A 17021-nucleotide genomic window follows, 5' to 3' on the forward strand; every position below is an offset into this window, starting at 1 on the left:
GCTGCGGTCCTGAGCCCATCGTATGTTGCTTTGGCGTCGGCGCCGCTGACATATCACCTTGCGACGTCACCGGACTGCAGGTTCCCCTTCCAGCCTACACCATAACTGAACGGGTCGGAGGCCGCCTTTCGCGCCGCTGCCCGATACTCCGCAGCCTGAAGTTCCCCATCAGGAAAATCCGCCCATGCAGTCGGGCTATAGCCGGCAATTTCGGCTTGTAAAAGCTCCGCGCGAACTTGGGCGCGGGTGAGAGAATGCTGAGGTCCCTGCGCGAAGGAAATAACTGGGGCAGCAAGGGTCAGCGCTGCAAATGCTTTAACGAGCGATTCCATAGCAACACCTCCCCAGCATTGCGTGATCGCACTACGACACGGGCTTGCACGTAGCGACAACCATAAGTCTAGCGGACCTTGGTAGCCAACGTAAACAGCGGTCAGGTTTGCTTTATTTGCAGTGCAATGCGATGCAGAAAATGGGGCTTATCGCCAGAAGGAAAATGCCTGATGTCTCCGGCAGAACGACTGAAGAAATTGCGCGTTGCATCAAGGGCCCTGCTGCGCCCAACGCGATCGAGGAAAGCTGATCGTCTTGATGACGCGCGTGCACGCTACTGCTTGAAAGACTCAGAATGTAAATATAAATTGCAGAGTTAGCCGCGACACTCCTCGATGCGTTTGGCACGCACGGCATCTTCCCCAAACGCACAGGTCATTTCACACGGACGTTATCAAACCGTCCCAACCAGCCACGAAAAAAGAAGTCGAAGCAATTGTCCGCTTGCTCATAAGATGCCCTTGGCAAAATCGATGAACCCTTGCTTGTCGTTCGGGACATCGGGCAAGCGACCTCGTCGTTGTTCAGGCATCAACGCAACGCATCGCGTCTAGCGAGCGGCTTGAAGAGGCGACTCCATGCAAGGCTGACCAGTATTGTTGCCGAGCCGCCGACCACGACCGAGCCAATGACGCCCAGCGCTGCCGCGCTCACGCCGGACTCAAATTCACCGAGTTGGTTGCTCGCCCCGATAAACAGCGTATTCACCGCCGCCACGCGTCCGCGCATACGATCGGGCGTTTCGAGTTGGATCAACGTTTGCCGTACAACCACGCTGATCGTGTCCGCGCCACCTGATATCGCCAGCAAGAATAACGACACTGGGAACCATCTAGATAGTCCAAACCCGACGATGGAGACACCATAAATGGCTACCGCAATCAAAAGCTTCTTGCCTACACCGCGGTTGATGGTCCTTCGGGAGAGAAACAGCCCGACGCATAACGCACCGACTGCCGGCGCTGAGCGCAGCAGACCCAGTCCTTGCGGTCCCGCATGTAGAATTTGCCTTGCATACACAGGCAGCAATGCAGTCGCACCACCGAACAGGACAGCAAAAAGATCGAGCGAAATGGCGCCGAGCAACAGCGGATTGCTCCAGATGAAGCGCAGGCCCGCAAAAATCGTATCGGCGGTGACGGGTTCGCGCGGCAGTGGAGTGTAGTCATAGCGCACGAACGCGTACATCACTGCGCTGATACAGAAGAGGCCCGCACCGGTCACATACACCGTGACCACACTGGCAGCAAACAAAATCCCTCCCAACGCAGGTCCGGCGATCACGGATATCTGTTGAACCACGGTGCTAAGCGCCATTGATCGTGCAAGGAGCTTCGGAGGAACAAGCATGGGCAAGAGCGCCTGCTGCCCCGCCATCTGGAACGGCCTGATCGCGCCGAGCGCAAGAGAGAGCCCCAGCAGCGCGTCTCGCGTGACGCTATGAGTGGCACTAGCGATCAAGAGCAAGGTCGCTGCTACAGCCTGGAGGGCAAGACACGCCGCAACCATTTGTCCGCGATGCAAGCGGTCGGCGCAATGACCTGCAATCAGTGTCGTGGCAAGGCCCGGCACAAACTGGAAGAGTCCCACGAGTCCCAGATCCCACGCACTCGATGTCAATTCATACATGTGCCAACTGATCGCCAGCATCAGCATCTGTTGAGCGGTGATGGAACCGATGCGGGCGATCAAAAAGCGCGTCAACGGTGCATGGCGCAACAAGGACGTCACGTCATCGGAACGGGCCTGCATGGAGGGCGATGAGGTCTCGGGTGGAAGTTTCATGACTGGTTATGCGCGCGTGCGCCCGGACGCGCGCAGCGCTTGCGCCAAGGCGTCGTCATCTCTGCTTGCGTTGACCTTCGGCGCCCACTTTCGTCGTAACAGCACGATGGCGCTGGTGGCCCCGAGTACTAGGAAAGCGAAGATCGCAAGCATGGGCAGCGTGTAGCTGTGCCCCACATGTAGCAGCCATCCCGACAAGCTTGCAGACACGCCGCCTGCGAGACTCGTGGCGACTTGCTGCAAACCGGTGTTCAATCCAACCGCCTGCTTGGGGATCAGCGTAAGCTTGACTAGCGCGAGATTGTTCGCCGTAACAAGGCCTAACAAGGAAAGCGAAGCGATGTTCCAGAACAAGGCCATCTGCGGCGAATGCGAATACGCGCCCAGTAACACAGTCGTGCCGCCCATGAAGCCGGCCACGATGAATGATTTGCGCACCAACACGGCGTCGTGTCCGCGCGCGATCATCCAGTCCGCGGCCCAACCGGCAAGCGCCGCCACAATCGCAATGCCGGCGAAGCTGAAGAACGTATAAAGCCCCGATTCCTTGAGTGTCAATCCGCGTTGCTCGACGAGATAAGCCGGCATCCATGTCATGCAATAAAAAGCGAAATAGCTATAGCAGAAGTTGGTGATCAGCCCGCCCCACACCACCGGACTCGATAGCAGGTTTGTCAACGGCACCGACGACGCCCTTTTTTTCGATGCAGCCAGTTCCACCTTCGATGGAAAGTCGCTCTTCACCATCGCGAGCCATGGCATTAGCCAGAGCAATCCAGCGAGCCCCGTGACGATGAACATCGCCTTCCACGAACTTATTGAAATGAGCCACGCTGCGATCGGCGCGCCGAGCGCCGGCCCCATTTTTCCACCAATGGAATAGATGCCGAGCGCTGTGCCCTTGCGCGTTTCATCGAAGTGATCAGCCAGATACCGATAAGTCGCAGGCACCGAAACGGATTCCGCAACGCCAATCAACAAACGCACGACGATCAGCGCTGCAAGCGTCGATACGACGCCGGTCGCCGCCGCCGCGAGACACCACATCAGAAAGCAGATTGCATAAGGCCACTTCACGCCGTAGCGATCAACTAGCCAGCCCATTGGCATCTGAAGCCGGCCGTACGACCAGAACATCGCCGAGCCGAGCCAGCCGCGCTGAACATGCGTCAGCGCGAATTCCCTCACGAAGCGATCGTCTGCGAAAGCAGCGGACATGCTCGTGCGATCGACGTGGGAGATCATCAGCCCGAGCGCGAGCAGCACGAGCACACACCACCGGTTCTCGCGCTGATGTCGAATGATCGCCACGATTGAGTCTCCGATACTTTTTTGTCGCGAACCACGCCCGGTCGGAAACCGGCACGCCTCGCCTTTCGCTGCGCTCTAACCCAGGCTGCCGGTTACATCGTCAAACAGCTCATCGACGGACAAACGACGCGGAATGATCTTCTGATCGAGCGCCCAATCGACTGCCAGTTGCAGACCTTTCCGGTTCGCTTCCAGTCCGATCGGCGGGAACACGGCAGGCAGGGTCTCCGCGGCGTCGCGGCTTTCGACGACCATGCGATACAACTCGCGCACGATGTCCGGCCGCTCCTTCGACAACTTCTCGTGCACCACGAACATATGGTTGATCGGCACGACGCCCGTGCGCGCAAACCAGTCATTCGCAGCGGCATGCGGGTCGGGCACGAGCGTGCGCACGCGCTCGTCCTTCGGCATGTCTTCTCCAAGCAGGGCTGCCGTCAGTTCTCCATCGAGCATCATTTGCGGAATGGATGAACCCGCGGGCAGACGCTGGCAATTGGACGGATCGCTGTATTCGGCGAGGTGGCCGTCGCCGAGCGTCATCCACGTCACCTTATCTAGATCGACACAATATTCGTGACGCAGGATGCCGCGAATCCACAGCGCGGTTGTCTGCGTGTACGTACGCACGCCAACCTTCTTTCCTTCGATCTCCTTTGGATCAAGATGACCGAAGTCGATGTTGTAACCGGCGCAATGATGCTGAAAGCGGCCCGAAATGGGCGCGGGCAGCAAGACGTAGGGCTTGCCGTATGCTTTCGCCTGCAGGAAGGTGACGATCGCCAGTTCGCCGGCGTCGAACTTGCTCTCGCGCACCATGGCCTTGAAGCCGTTGTGCGCGGGTGTCGGCCCGCAGTAGTCGAGCGTCACGAGGTCTGATCTCACGCGGCCGTCCCGCATTGCCTTGGTCACCGCGTATTCGGAGAGATTGACCCGCAGCGTCGGCGCTTCGGTCTGCGTCGTTGTCATGGTGTGTGCTCCTGTTGCTTGTATCGTTAGATGTCAAAGCCGTACTTCGATCAGGCAAGGGCCGGATTCACGCGTCGAATCGATCAACGCCTTATGGAAGCCTTCGGCCGTCTCGACGGCCACCCCCGGCACGCCCATGCTCTTGGCCATCGCCAGCCAGTCGATGCGCGGCTTGTCGATATCGATCATCGCCAACGCGCGATCACCCGGTGCGCCCGCTCCCATGTTCGCGTATTCGGCCTTCAGGATTGCGTAGCTGTTGTTGGCGAAGATGATCGTCGTGACGTTCAGTCCTTCGCGGGCCTGTGTCCAGAGCGACTGTATGGTGTACATCGCACTGCCGTCACCGACCATGCAAAACACCCGACGGTCAGGGCAGGCCAGCGCCGCGCCGGTCGCGACAGGCGTCGCGTACCCAATCGAACCGCCCATGTTGTTGATGAGATCGTGCGGCGGCGCGCCCATGGTCAAGTTCATCGACTCACGCCCTGTCGTCAGCGATTCATCCACGACGATGCAGTGCTCCGGTAACGCCGCCGCCAGCGCATGCGCGATGCTGATGGGGTTCAGCGCGCCCGTGGGAACCGGCGTCTCGACGCGCGGCTGGAGACGCGGCGCCGTGTCCGGCGCGCCGAGCGCCTGCAGCAGCATGTCGAATGCGAGTTCGCTGTCTTCATCGGCCTCGACCAGCGGATGCACGGACGTGCCTTCCGTCTTGAGCAGACTCGGTTTGTCCGGGTAGGCGAAGAACGCGACAGGTTCTCGTGTCTCGACGGTGATGATGTGCCTGAAGTCCTTGAGGAACGCCGTGGCCTGCGCGACCGCATACGGAATGCGCGCGAGCGGCACGCGGCCCGCGCCTCGCTCGATGCGGGCTGTGAAGAATTGCGTGCCTAGCAACGCACCGGTAGCAGCCGCGACGCGACCGGCCTTCTCGAGCGCCTGGCCACGTGTCGCCTTGTTCGCCAGAATGAACAATGTTGGCTCTCCCGAGCGAAGCACCCGCGCGACGTGCTCGATGCGTTCGGCGCTCGGCGCCTTGCGTACTGCCGTTCGAACAGGTAACGACTGCGGCGCTGCGTCGACTTGCTGCCAGGATGTATCGCCCGGGAGAATCAGCGTGGCGATCTGTCCCGGATGCTCGCTGGCCTTGGCCACGGCCCGAACCGCATCCCACGCGATCGTGTTCGGCGATTCCGCGCGGCGCACCCAATGGCTAAGCGGCCGCGCCAGACCTTCAATATCCGAGGTCAGCGGCGGATCGTACTTGAGGTGCGACACTGAATGCTCGCCGACGACGTTGACCATGCCCGACGACGCGCGCTTCGCATTGTGAATGTTCGCGAGACCGTTCGCCAGGCCCGGCCCCAGATGCAGCAGTGTGGACGCCGGCGTGTCCTTCATGCGATACCAGCCGTCGGCAGCGCCCGTGGCCACGCCTTCGAACAGGCACAGCACGCCGCGCATTTTCGGATTGCCGCCGAGCGCGGCGAGGAAGTGCATCTCCGACGTGCCCGGATTCGCGAAGCAGATATCGACGCCCTGACCGACTAGCGTCTCGACGAGACTCTCGGCGCCGTTCATCAGTAGCCTGCCAGTTCGCGTGCGAGACCGACCACGCCATAGGTGCGTGCCGGTGCCGACATCAGGAATCGATACCCTTCCTCCTGCAAGCGGCGTTGATTCTTCGCCGTCACATGCGGATTGCCCACAACGACTTTGTGCTTGTGGCACGTCTCGACGATCTGGCGCATCGCGGCGAGCACTTCAGGATGCTCATACTGACGCGCAAGTCCCAACTGCTGACTCAGATCGCCTTCACCAATCAGGATTAAACCGATGCCGGGCACATTGGCAAGGATGTCGTCGAGGTTCTCGATCCCTTGCGTGCTTTCGCACATTAGCCCGACCAGGATTTCTCCTTGCGGCGCTAGTGGCCAGACATCGGCTTTTTGATAGTATTCCTGCATCGATAGGCCCCAATAGCGTGCGGCATTGGCGGGGCCGTCGCCACGCGCACCCTTCGGCTCGTACAGGGGCGCATCCTTGGGCCGCGCATATCGGCACGACGCGACGGCGTTGTATGCCTGCTCGACCGTGGCCACATGCGGCCAGATTACGCCGTAGGCGCCACGATCGAGGACTTGCTTGGCAAAGCTCTGGTTCATTTCGGCGCCGTTCGCGGGGATGCGCGCCAGCGGCGTGACCTTGGGCGCCACCGACCCGGATTCAGCGATCTGTTTGCGACTGAGCATGTACTGGAGTGCGTCGCCGAGAGCGGACACATCGTACGGGTTGTGCTCCATCTCGAAGACGATGCCGTCATAGGGCGAATCGCTCATTTCGATAGCGGTCTGCTTGTCGAGCTTCGCAAAAGCGGCGTGCGCGGCCGTGCCCGATTCGAAGGCACGGATGATGCTGTTCAGGCGAGTGTTTGACATGATGATCTCTCTTTCTCGCGGCGCGCAGCTTCAATCGGCGGCACGCACGCTTGACATGATTCGGGTGTTAGCTCAATGCCGGATAGAGCTTCTGCGCAGTCTTGCCGAAGATCCACGCGCGATCGTCTTCGCTGAGGCAAGTGAGCCCTTGTTGCGCCGTCGCAAGAATCTCGCTGAGCGTGCCGGTCGAGGTCGGGAAATTCGAACCCCACGCGAGACGTTGCGCGCCGAATGCCTCGACCGCGCGCGGGAAGAACGTCTGCGCGCTCGCCTTCTCTTTCTTGACGTCGCCGAAGATGCGCGGCGTGAGCTTCATGTAGATGTTCGGCAGGTCGCGCAACTCGAACAGTGGGGCGGCGTTGGCATACGGGGGTCCATCGAGCACGTCGGGACGCGCAAGGTGATCGAGAATGATGTTCACCGTCGGGAACCGCTGGGCAAGCATGCGCACTTGTGGCAGGCCAACCGGTCCTGTCTGGATGCACATCGGCAGGTCCAGTTCGGCGAGCATTTCCCACGCCCTGAACGACTTGGGGTTATCCAGTTCGCTCGGATCGAAGTCCTTGGTGGACCCACCGGTGAAAATGCGCAGACCGGCCAAGCCCTTGTCCGCCCATGTCTTGATGACGGCCGACACGTCGTCGGCCAGCATATCCACGGACCCTACGGCGATGAGGCGGTCCTTATACTGGTTGCAGCCGTCCACCACGTAGCTGTTATCGAAGCCGTAAGTCGTCGACGAATGCACGACAGCAGCCTTGGCGACGCCTGCTTGGTCCATCGCTCCGATAAGCGCTTCGACGGTGTTCGGGCGTTCCTGTGACCAGTCCGAGCGCTTGCCGAACAATGGCGCCGGCGGATAGCGGCGCTCGTCGTTCGAGATGATATGAGGATGGATGTCGATGATATTCATGATTTCCTTTCTTCCGCCTGATCAGAGGCCCCGGGCCTTGAGGTGCTTGTCCAGACGCGGATAGACGCGTCGTGCGTTGCCCTCGAAGATCGCGTGCCGATCCGCGTCGCTGAGCGCGTCGCACGCGTCGATGTATCGCTTCGTGTCGTCGAAATACTCGCCCGTGTCTGGATCGCGTCCGCGCACCGCGCCGATCATTTCCGAGCCGAACAGCACATTGCTCGTGGGTACGACCTTGGTCAGCAGTTCCACGCCCGGGTGGTGATAAACGCAGGTATCGAAGAAAATGTTGCTTAGCAGGCCCTCGAGCGGGCGCTTGGCCATTTCCAGCGACATGCCGCGATAGCGTCCCCAGTGATACGGAACCGCACCGCCCCCATGCGGGATGACCAGGCGTAATGTAGGGAAGTCCTTGAACAGATCGCCTTGCAGCAACTGCATGAATACCGACGTATCCGCGTTCAGATAGTGCGCACCCGTGCCGTGATGACACGGATTGCACGACGCCGCGACGTGAATCATCGCCGGCACATCGAGATCGCATAGTGCTTCATAGACCGGATACCACTCGCGGTCTGTCATTGGCTTACCGGTCCAGTAGCCGCCAGTCGGGTCTGGATTCAAATTACAGCCGACGAATCCCATCTCTTCAACACAACGCCGCAACTCAGGAACCGAATTCTTCGGCGGTGCAATCGGAGACTGCGGCAACTGGCATACGGGAACGAAGTTCTCCGGATACATGTCGCAGACTCGGCGCACGAGGTTGTTCGATACCTCCGCCCATTCCAGGCTTGTTCGCTCGTTGCCGAGGTGATGGCTCATCAGGCCAGCGATCGGCGAGAACAGGGTGAGGTCGCCTCCGCGTTCCTGCTGCAGGCGCAGCTGACCGTTGCCAACGCCTTCGCGGATGTCATCATCGGATACGTATGCGCCGGACAGCGGCGGAGCATTGGCCGGATCGTCGGCGGACGCGATCTGCTTCGCGCGCCAGTCGCGAAAAGAAGCGGGAACGGTCGTGAAATGACCGTGGCAATCGATAATCATAGTATTGGCCTTCCGTGCGGGTTCAGATGCGAGGATCGACGAAAAGCTCATCCATGGACATGCGCCGCGGCGTCAGGCCCTGCTTGAATGCGGTCGCTTCGAGCGCTTCGATGGTCTTACGGTTTTCTTCAACGCCGTAGGGCAGCGGATCCTGACCGACGATCTTTTGCAGTTCGATGTACTTCTTGTTTTTCTTGTCGGTCAGCTCGCCTGCATCGAGCTTGGCCAGCCAGTCTTTCTTCGCCTTGTCGAACGCGTCATAGAGCGACTTCGCGACCCACGGATGCTCAGCCAGCACCGAGTCCTTGACGACGATAGTGCCGTGCATCGGATACACGCCGGTGCGGGCGTAGTACTCAGCTTCTAGTTCCGTCGCGTTAGGAAACAGATCCGGATAGTCCGCCTCGACTTCCTTCCAGCCACCGGTTGGATCGCCGGTGCGGCCGATGCCTGCATTACCGTGAAAACCAGCAACGAGTTCGCCCTTGGCCATCATCTCCGCCAGCGATGTGCCTTTGGGCGCGTGGATCACGTTCGGCGGCAGCTCGAGTTGCGTGACATGTTCTTCGTCATCGACGACCCAGGTCACCTTCGACGCATCCAGATCGAATTCGTCGATAAGAACCTGCCGTGTCCATGCACCGGTCGTCACCGAGTAGGCGCGCACACCAACCTTCTTGCCTTCAAGATCCTTGGGCGTCTTGATACCGGCGTCCGGGCGCACCAGCAGACCGGAGTGGTGAAAGCGGCGTACAACGAAGATTGGCAGCGCGACGAACGGCGCGCCATATGCGCGAGCAATGATGTAGGTGGTCGGCGCCAGCTCGCACACGTCGAATTCTACGTCGCGAACCATGCGGCGAAAGGCGCCAATTTGCGGCTGAACAGTGATGAACTCTGCGTCGACACCCTCGATGGGGACCGACCCGTCGCGAATGGCCGAGGTGTGCGGATGCTCGGCAATCGCGAGCGTGAGATGGACTTTCTTAGTCAATTTTAGTCTCCTTGGAAGAATGATCGATCAAGTCGTCAATTTCATTCGTTACGTCATGACGCCGCGATTCGAGCAGTTACACGCATGCGTTTTGTTGACGACATGATCTTTCGAGACGCCCTCTGCCGTCTATTGAATTAACTGGCTTGCGGTTTAACCATTTGGTAAAGGTGCGCTTATCTGGAAAGAACGAGTTCGCGCTTTTACATAAGGATATCTAACTAATATGGGAAAGAAAAAAGTGCGATATCAAACCGTGCGGCTTCATTCTTTAGCCAGTGCCGCTCTGCAACTGCTGGGCAGCCTCTTCCAGACACGCGACCATCAGTTGCGCGCTGGGCGTGAGCCCGCGGTTGCGGTTCCAGAGCACGCCCGACGGACGCAATAGCCGAGGCAACGTCAGGGGAAGCGCATATAAGGGTTGTGCGCCATCTTTGGCGGGCGTGCCCACCATGACGGCAATGAAATCCGAAATCTGCAGATGGGCGCGAGTCACATGGACGGAAAGCGTCTCGATGTAATTGTTTGTCAGCGTTACGTCATGGGCCCTCAGCGTCCGTTCGAGCGAATCTCTCAGGATCGAGCCTTGCGGCGGCAAGACCCAGGGATAAGGCTGAAGATCCGACCAATTCAGATTTTTGCGTCGCGCCAGCGGATGGTGCCGCCCCGTCATTAAGGTCACGGGTTCTTCGAGCAGCGCCTTTTCATCGAAACTGCCGAGGGTGTCCGGCGCGGGCAGTCGCCCGACGATCAGGTCGAGGCGCCCTTGCCACAACTCGGGAAGGAGTGAACCGCGCGTGCCTTCGACCACCCGAACGTTGGTTCCGGGTGACCGGATCTTCAACAGGTTCAACGCCTGCGGTAATAGCGCTGAGGCCGAAGCGGGCAACATGCCGATGTGAACCTTACCCTCCGTACCCGAAGTCAGCGCTTTCATTTCATCGCGCGCCTGATGCAGGATCGTCAGCATTTCCCGGGCATGACGTATGAGGCATTCGCCGTGCGGTGTGGGCACAAGCCCTTGTGCCGTGCGTGCAAAGAGCGTGAATCCGAGTCCACGCTCGAGTTCCGATAGTGACTTTGATACTGCCGGCATCGTGACATGGGTGACTTCCGCCACCTGCGTCAGATTGCGATAGGTATCAATAGTCACGATCAGGCGGAGATGCCTCGCCTTCAGATTCACCTGCAAATAGCTGTCGAGTCCCGACACGATAAATCTCCTGCAGCTTCGCAACATTAATCAACACCCGCAGTCGGTTCAATCCTTGGGCTGCAGGGCGTGCAAGGTCATACCGAGGGAAATCGAGGTGAAGTAGCCGATCGTGATAAGCAATTCTGCGATGACCGCGCGACCCAGTTCCGCATCGTATCTGGCGAAACGCGCATCGTCGATCGATCCGCCGTCGAGGATGTCGCTGACCGCTTCGCATAAGAGTCCGACGCGACCCGGTTCGCCTTCGGGCCTGCGCCTGTCCAAAATCGCAGCAACGACCGCCTCAGGTACGCCGGCCTTCAGCGCATGGCGACGATGGTTCGCAATTACGTAAGGGGCATTCCAGAATACCGCGGTGGAAAGGATTGTTACTTCAGTTTCCGCCTCGCTGAGTACCGGGGAATGATCGACGTGCGTGCCGATGATCTCCATCCCTTCGGCCAACCTCGGGTTGTGCAGCCAGATGTTGAAGGGTGTGGGAATCCGCCCGCGTCCTTCGCCCAAGCGTGCGATAACGCGTGTTTGTTCTTCCGTAGCTTGCTTCGCGTCGATGCGCGCGAGACGATCTTGCGTCATGCGTTTTTCCTTTCATTGAAAAATCAAGTTCCGCCCAGCCCTGGCAACCACTTTCCGAGGAGGCTGTCCGGCCAGGGAATATGAAGGATCTGATCGAAGACGACGTAGAGAAACACGGTCACGCAACCAGCGAGAATCAGGCTGAGCTTCCAGGTCTCACGTCCTTCGGTCCGCATGTACGCCGCAATCATTAACGGCACCGTCGGCAACATGCCGATTAGCGACATACAGGCCAGGAACCCCAGGAACCAACTGAAAAATCGGGCAGCACGAGCGAGCACGGTCTTGCCAGGCAGCTTCTCGCCGTGATCGCTCGATACATCCATATGAACGCTGTTGTTGGCATGCGCGACGCCGTGAGCCGGAATCACGAAACATTTGTACGCGAGACTAACGGTCCCTGCAATGACAAGAATACTGGCCACAGCCGTTGGCCCGATCCTCGCCATGAGGAGCCAACTCTGCGAACTCACCAGCATATACAGCCCGATGCCAATGAAAAACACATAGAAGAGATCCTCGCGTTTCAGGACAATCGAGCCGCTCGGTTTGAATTGCGCGAATCCGCCGCTACGCAACGCCGAGAAGAGCGGCTTGAAGAACACCAGCGCAGCCAGACTCAGAAGAACGATCACGACCGGTCGCGCAAGCCAGTCCATGCCGTAGCGCACGAACGAAATCGACATGTATCGCTCCATCAGCACACCGAGCACGAGACCGAGAATCAAAGGCGGACGCGCCCATTTGAGCCGTTTCATCGTCCATCCGATCACACCGGCGATCAACAGCACGAAGAGGTCGCCCCAGCTCCGCGATCCCTGAAACGCGCCGACAAAGATGACGGGCATGATCACCGGAAGAATGAGCGTGTAGCGAAGCGTAGAGACTTTGGCAAACTGACCGCTCAACAAGAAGCAAAGTCCCGCACCAAAGATGTTGGCGAGGGCGATGGACCAGACCATCGAATAGGTGAAGTCGAGGTGCTTGGTCAGCATGTCGGGGCCGGGGATAAACCCGTGCACCATCATCGCACCCAGCAGAATGGCCTGCGCCGCGCCACCGGGTACGCCGAACGCCAGCATGGGCACGAGGCTGCCGCCCTCTCTCGCGTTATTCGCCGCTTCTGGCGCGATCACGCCACGTACGTCGCCCGTGGTGAAGGTCTGCTTCGCGCCCTTCGCCGTCTGCAGCGCGTGGCCGTACGCGAGCCAGTCCGTCACTGCGCCGGTAATGCCCGGCACCGCACCGAGGATTGCACCAAGAGCGCCGCAACGCAGCACCAGGAACCAGTTTTGAAAAGTGTCGATAACACCCTGGCGCATGCCTTGGCGCGAGGTGAACTTCACATTCTCCGCAATGGCCGCACGACGGATGGCGAGATCGCACAACTCGGGCAAAGCGAAGATGCCGAGGATGATCGGCACCAGCGGGATGCCGTCTTGCAGATAAAGAATGTTGCCGGTCCAGCGCATCTGGCCGGTCGCGACATTGGTGCCGATCATCCCTACGAGAATGCCAAAGCAAGCCGCAACGACGCCTCGCAGCGGCGCGTTGCCTGACAGCGCCGACACCATTGACACGCCGAACACGGTGAGTGCCAACATCTCCGGCGTACCGATCGACAGCACGAACGGGCGCACCAGAGGCAGCGAGACTGCAAGGATGAGCGCGCCGATAAGTCCGCCCATCAGCGACGACGTGTAGCAAGCGCTCAGCGCTCGCGCCGCTTCGCCTCGTTTGGTCATCGGCAGACCGTCAAGCACTGTTGCCTGAGAGGCCGCATGACCGGGCACGCCAAAGAGCACGGCCGGAATCACATCGGATGTAGTGATGACCGATGCCATGCCGAGCAGCATAGCGAACGCGGCATAGGGGTCCATCGTGTACGTGAACGGCACCAGGAGCGCAAAACCCGTCAATCCGCCAATCCCCGGCAGCAGACCGATTGCCAGCCCGACTGTCACGCCGAATACCAGAAAGATGATCCGGTTGAACTGCAAGATCGTCGACAGCGCATGTCCAGCCGCCATTAACGTTGAATCATTGAAGAACTCCATGTCTCATCCTGATGGAATGGTGGGCTTCGTAGGCTCACCTATTTTTAAGTCCGACGCGAGCCGAAGACCTTGCCGCCGGACAAGGCCGAGGTCTTCGCTTGCATGGGCGGCTCAGCCTGCCAGCATCGGATAAAGAGCCTTGGCGGTACGTCCCCACACCCAGGCACGCTCTTCATCGCCGAGGGCCGCGAAGCAAGCGTTTCCTTGTTCGATAAGGCTCTTCAACGGGCCTGCGGACGCTGGATAATTCGAGCCGAAAGCCAGATGGTCGGCCCCGAACACGTCCACGAGCTTTGCAAAGAATGGCTCCGCACCACCCGGCGCTGCCTGAGCAAGATCGAACGTGCGCGGTGTAATCTTCATGTAGACGTTGTCGTATTTCGCGAGCGCGAACAGCCCTTCGCAATTCGCATAAGGCGGCCCATCTTCCAGATTCGGCCGGCCGCAGTGATCAAGCACGATCTTCACGGCCGGGAAGCGCCCTGCCAGTTCCGCAACCATCGACAAACCGTCCGGTGTCGTCTGCACCGCCATGGTCATGGCGAGCGCCCCACAACGTTCCCAGATCGGGAAAGTCGCGGGATTCACCAGCCAGCTTCCGTCGCTTTGATGCGTGGCGCCGCCGGTGAAAAGCCGAATCCCGCCCATACCGCGCGCGAGCCAGTAATCGAAGGTCGTCAGCGCGTCGGGGGCCAGCAGGTCGAAGGAATACACGCCCGTGAACCGATCTGGATGTTTCGCCACGCTGTCGGCGACGTACGAATTGTTGGTGCCGTAAGTCGTCGACGAATGCACGATCGCAGCCTTGGACACGCCTGCCTCATCCATCTCGGCTATGAGCTGTTCGAACGTGATGGGCCGGGTTGCCGACCACTTCGATCGATGTCCATGCTGAGGCGCGATCGGATAGCGGTCTAGGTCGGTCGAGATAATGTGCGGATGAATGTCGATGATTTCGGGCGTCATGTTGGTTTGCCGTTTGGTGATGGTGTTGTTGCAGGCCCTTGCGGTGAAAGCGGCCGATACGCGCTTGATCAATGAGAACTGAAGATGAGCTTGCGGGCGTCCTCGAGCTGCGGCTCGGGCGTGGCATATAACTTCGCGACGATCTGCTCCACCGCATTTCCATCGATCGGGTCGATGGGATAACCCGACTGCTTCATGGCATCGATGAAGTCCGGATCGGCGATGGTTTTTGCGAACGCATCACGCAGCGCCTGAAGCCGATCCTGCGGAACGCCATTCGGCACGGCGATGGGACGGCCGGCCTGAAATGGCAGGATGAACAGATTGAAGAGCGCCTTCACGTCCGGTCGCGTGATATAGGAGGACAGGTTCGGGACATCCGTGAAGCCGGCGGGGCTTTGCCAGCCCAGGTGCAGCAGCACCTTCATCTGTCCGGTCTTGAGCAGGCGCACCGGCTCGCCCTGTTGCAGGCCGTCGATGGTGGATGCCCAGCCGTCGACTTCACCACGCTGCATCGCCAGATAAACCTCCCCGCGCCCGGTATAGCCCGGCACGATACTCATCTTCGCGCCGATGTACTCGTCCAGCAGGGCGGGCAACGTGCGGTCCTCATTGGCGAATCCGGTGGCGCCGATATACATCTTCTTTTTGCTGAGATCATCCGCCTTGACCACGCCGGATCGCGTCATGGACACCAGGCAGTATTCGACTTTGTTGAGGCTGCCGAGCCATCGGACCTTGCGCGGATCGAACCGGTTCTGCCGTTCGTCGAGAAGCGGAATATAGAGGTTGTTTCGCTGCAGGAAGCCGATGACAGTGCCATCGCTTAGTTGTCGCGACTGGAGCGATGCCGCCGCGACCATGCCGCCTGCGCCCACCACGTTCATCACGATGGCTTTGGGATGTCCCGGAACGTACTTGACGAAGAAGCGCGAGAACTGGCGCGCGATGATGTCCGTCGGCGTCCCGGCGTCAGCGCTGACAACCAGGGTCAACACCTTGCCGCGATAGAAGTCTTCCACGGATTGACTGGACGCAGGCGAGGCAAATGCCGTCACGGCGAAGCCGAACAGCGCCGCGCACGTGCAAATTGCGGTCCTGTAATTCATGATCTTTCCTGTCTCCGTTATATGCGCGGAACTGTCCTCGCCGCGATCGGCAGAGCTTGCCTCCCAGCGGCAGTTCGCGTCGTGGCTCGTTATCGGTGAGCGTGAGCCAATTGTGCCAGTGGGCTGAACGCCCCGGATTGAGAAAATCCGCTACCGAGTTGAGTGAATGGTTAAGGCCGGGATAAGCGGCCTTCGGCGCCAGCTCAGCCGGACCTTAAGGAATACCAGCGTTTTTCTGGCCTTCTTCTGCCAGACGGCCGGCTGTCTCTTCGAGGCAGGAGATCATAAGTTGCGCGCTCGGCGTGAGTGTCCGGACCCGATTCCAAAGCACACCGGCGGGCCGCAGCAGGCGAGGCAGGCTTAGCGGCAGCGTATAAAGCGGTTGCGGAAGGCTGGTGTCACGGGCGGACGTGTCTGCCATCACTGCGATGCAGTCGGACACCTGCAAGTGTGCGCGGATGACGTGCAGCGACAGCGTCTCAATGTAGTTGTTGGTGAGCGGTACAGCGTGTGATTCCAGTGCCCGTTCCAGCGGATCGCGGAGGATCGAGCCAATGGGCGGGAGTATCCAGGGATACGGAAGCAGATCCGGCCATTGCAGTGTTTTCCTGAGCGCCAGCGGGTGTTGCCCGCCTGTCACGAGCACGACGGGTTCATCGAGAAGCTCCTTTTCCTCGAAGCTCCCTAGCGCATCTGGAGGGGGCAGACGACCGACAACGAGATCGAGATGACCTTGCCACAGCTCGGGCAGCAACGACGCCGCGGAGCCTTCGACGATCTTCACATTGGTTCCCGGCGAAAGCCGCTTGAGCAGGTTCAACGCGTGAGTCAGCAGGATCGAAGCCGACACGGGCAGCACGCCGATTTCGACCTTTCCCTCGGTCCCGGCGCTCAACGCTTGCAACTCGTCGCGCGCCTGATGCAGGATGTGCAGCATCGATCGCGCGTGGCGCGTCAGGCACTCGCCGTGCGGCGTGGGCACTAAACCTTTCCCCGTGCGCGTGAAAAGCACAACACCGAGTCCATGCTCAAGTTCCGCCAGTGACTTCGAGACAGCGGGCAATGTGACGTGCGTGACTTCGGCCACCTGGCTCAGATTGCGATGCGTGTCGATTGTCACCAGTAGCCGCAAGTGTCTAGCCTTGAGGTTGACCTGCAGATACCAGTCGAGTTCTGCCGACACGTCGCACCCCTCTAACGGTATGAGCAAATGGTTAAGTTACCAGACATTTTACTCAATCGACCGGATCTGGATGCGTGGGCACAATCGCTCGTGCATGAGCTCGGCACATTGTGCATTGGAT

At 59.7% G+C, this 17021-nt stretch carries 15 protein-coding genes; all 15 read right to left on the bottom strand.

Annotated elements, in window-relative coordinates; genetic code table 11:
* Positions 1-53: 53 nt before the first annotated feature.
* The 15 genes from ACMX25_RS34020 to ACMX25_RS34090 all read right to left on the bottom strand — a co-directional run bounded on the left by ACMX25_RS34020 (position 54) and on the right by ACMX25_RS34090 (position 16900).
* Positions 54-332, bottom strand: coding sequence for a DUF4148 domain-containing protein (locus ACMX25_RS34020; RefSeq protein WP_414954281.1), 279 nt, complete (start codon positions 330-332; stop codon positions 54-56).
* 532 nt (positions 333-864) lie between these two features.
* Positions 865-2085 (bottom strand): MFS transporter, encoded by a 1221-nt coding sequence (locus tag ACMX25_RS34025; protein WP_414954306.1) that lies wholly within the window; start codon positions 2083-2085, stop codon positions 865-867.
* A 39-nt stretch (positions 2086-2124) separates the two neighbouring features.
* Positions 2125-3420: an MFS transporter gene (locus tag ACMX25_RS34030; RefSeq protein ID WP_414954307.1), complete on the bottom strand. Its 1296-nt coding sequence runs from the start codon at positions 3418-3420 to the stop codon at positions 2125-2127.
* Between the two features lie 84 nt (positions 3421-3504).
* The gene (locus ACMX25_RS34035) at positions 3505-4398 is read right to left on the bottom strand and encodes a phosphate ABC transporter substrate-binding protein (protein ID WP_414954282.1); all 894 of its coding nucleotides are present in this window, start codon (positions 4396-4398) and stop codon (positions 3505-3507) included.
* Between the two features lie 33 nt (positions 4399-4431).
* On the bottom strand, positions 4432-5982 hold the full coding sequence (locus tag ACMX25_RS34040; protein WP_414954283.1) for an acetolactate synthase large subunit: 1551 nt from the start codon (positions 5980-5982) through the stop codon (positions 4432-4434).
* On the bottom strand, positions 5982-6839 hold the full coding sequence (locus tag ACMX25_RS34045; RefSeq protein ID WP_414954284.1) for an HpcH/HpaI aldolase family protein: 858 nt from the start codon (positions 6837-6839) through the stop codon (positions 5982-5984). The genes ACMX25_RS34040 and ACMX25_RS34045 overlap by 1 nt, the downstream gene beginning before the upstream one ends.
* Before the next feature lie 67 nt (positions 6840-6906).
* Positions 6907-7755 (bottom strand): amidohydrolase family protein, encoded by an 849-nt coding sequence (locus ACMX25_RS34050; RefSeq protein WP_414954308.1) that lies wholly within the window; start codon positions 7753-7755, stop codon positions 6907-6909.
* A gap of 18 nt (positions 7756-7773) precedes the next feature.
* Entirely contained in the window at positions 7774-8799 is a 1026-nt protein-coding gene (locus ACMX25_RS34055; protein ID WP_414954285.1) for an amidohydrolase family protein, read from the bottom strand.
* Positions 8800-8821: 22 nt separating this feature from the next.
* The gene (locus ACMX25_RS34060; protein ID WP_414954286.1) at positions 8822-9793 is read right to left on the bottom strand and encodes an ABC transporter substrate-binding protein; all 972 of its coding nucleotides are present in this window, start codon (positions 9791-9793) and stop codon (positions 8822-8824) included.
* Positions 9794-10064: 271 nt separating this feature from the next.
* Positions 10065-11006 (bottom strand): LysR substrate-binding domain-containing protein, encoded by a 942-nt coding sequence (locus tag ACMX25_RS34065; protein ID WP_414954287.1) that lies wholly within the window; start codon positions 11004-11006, stop codon positions 10065-10067.
* Positions 11007-11054: 48 nt separating this feature from the next.
* On the bottom strand, positions 11055-11585 hold the full coding sequence (locus ACMX25_RS34070) for a carboxymuconolactone decarboxylase family protein (protein ID WP_414954288.1): 531 nt from the start codon (positions 11583-11585) through the stop codon (positions 11055-11057).
* A gap of 23 nt (positions 11586-11608) precedes the next feature.
* A complete protein-coding gene (locus ACMX25_RS34075; protein ID WP_414954289.1) occupies positions 11609-13642 on the bottom strand; it encodes a tripartite tricarboxylate transporter permease in 2034 nt (677 codons plus the stop codon).
* A 111-nt stretch (positions 13643-13753) separates the two neighbouring features.
* On the bottom strand, positions 13754-14608 hold the full coding sequence (locus ACMX25_RS34080; RefSeq protein ID WP_414954290.1) for an amidohydrolase family protein: 855 nt from the start codon (positions 14606-14608) through the stop codon (positions 13754-13756).
* A 68-nt stretch (positions 14609-14676) separates the two neighbouring features.
* Positions 14677-15630 carry a Bug family tripartite tricarboxylate transporter substrate binding protein gene (locus ACMX25_RS34085; protein ID WP_414954291.1) on the bottom strand — a complete coding sequence of 318 codons (954 nt, stop codon included), beginning with the start codon at positions 15628-15630 and terminating at the stop codon, positions 14677-14679.
* 301 nt (positions 15631-15931) lie between these two features.
* Positions 15932-16900, bottom strand: a complete 969-nt coding sequence (locus tag ACMX25_RS34090; RefSeq protein WP_414954292.1) for a LysR substrate-binding domain-containing protein — start codon at positions 16898-16900, stop codon at positions 15932-15934.
* Positions 16901-17021: the final 121 nt, after the last annotated feature.

It is taken from the genome of Caballeronia eucalypticola, assembly GCF_047608185.1.
Taxonomy (GTDB): Bacteria; Pseudomonadota; Gammaproteobacteria; order Burkholderiales; family Burkholderiaceae; genus Caballeronia.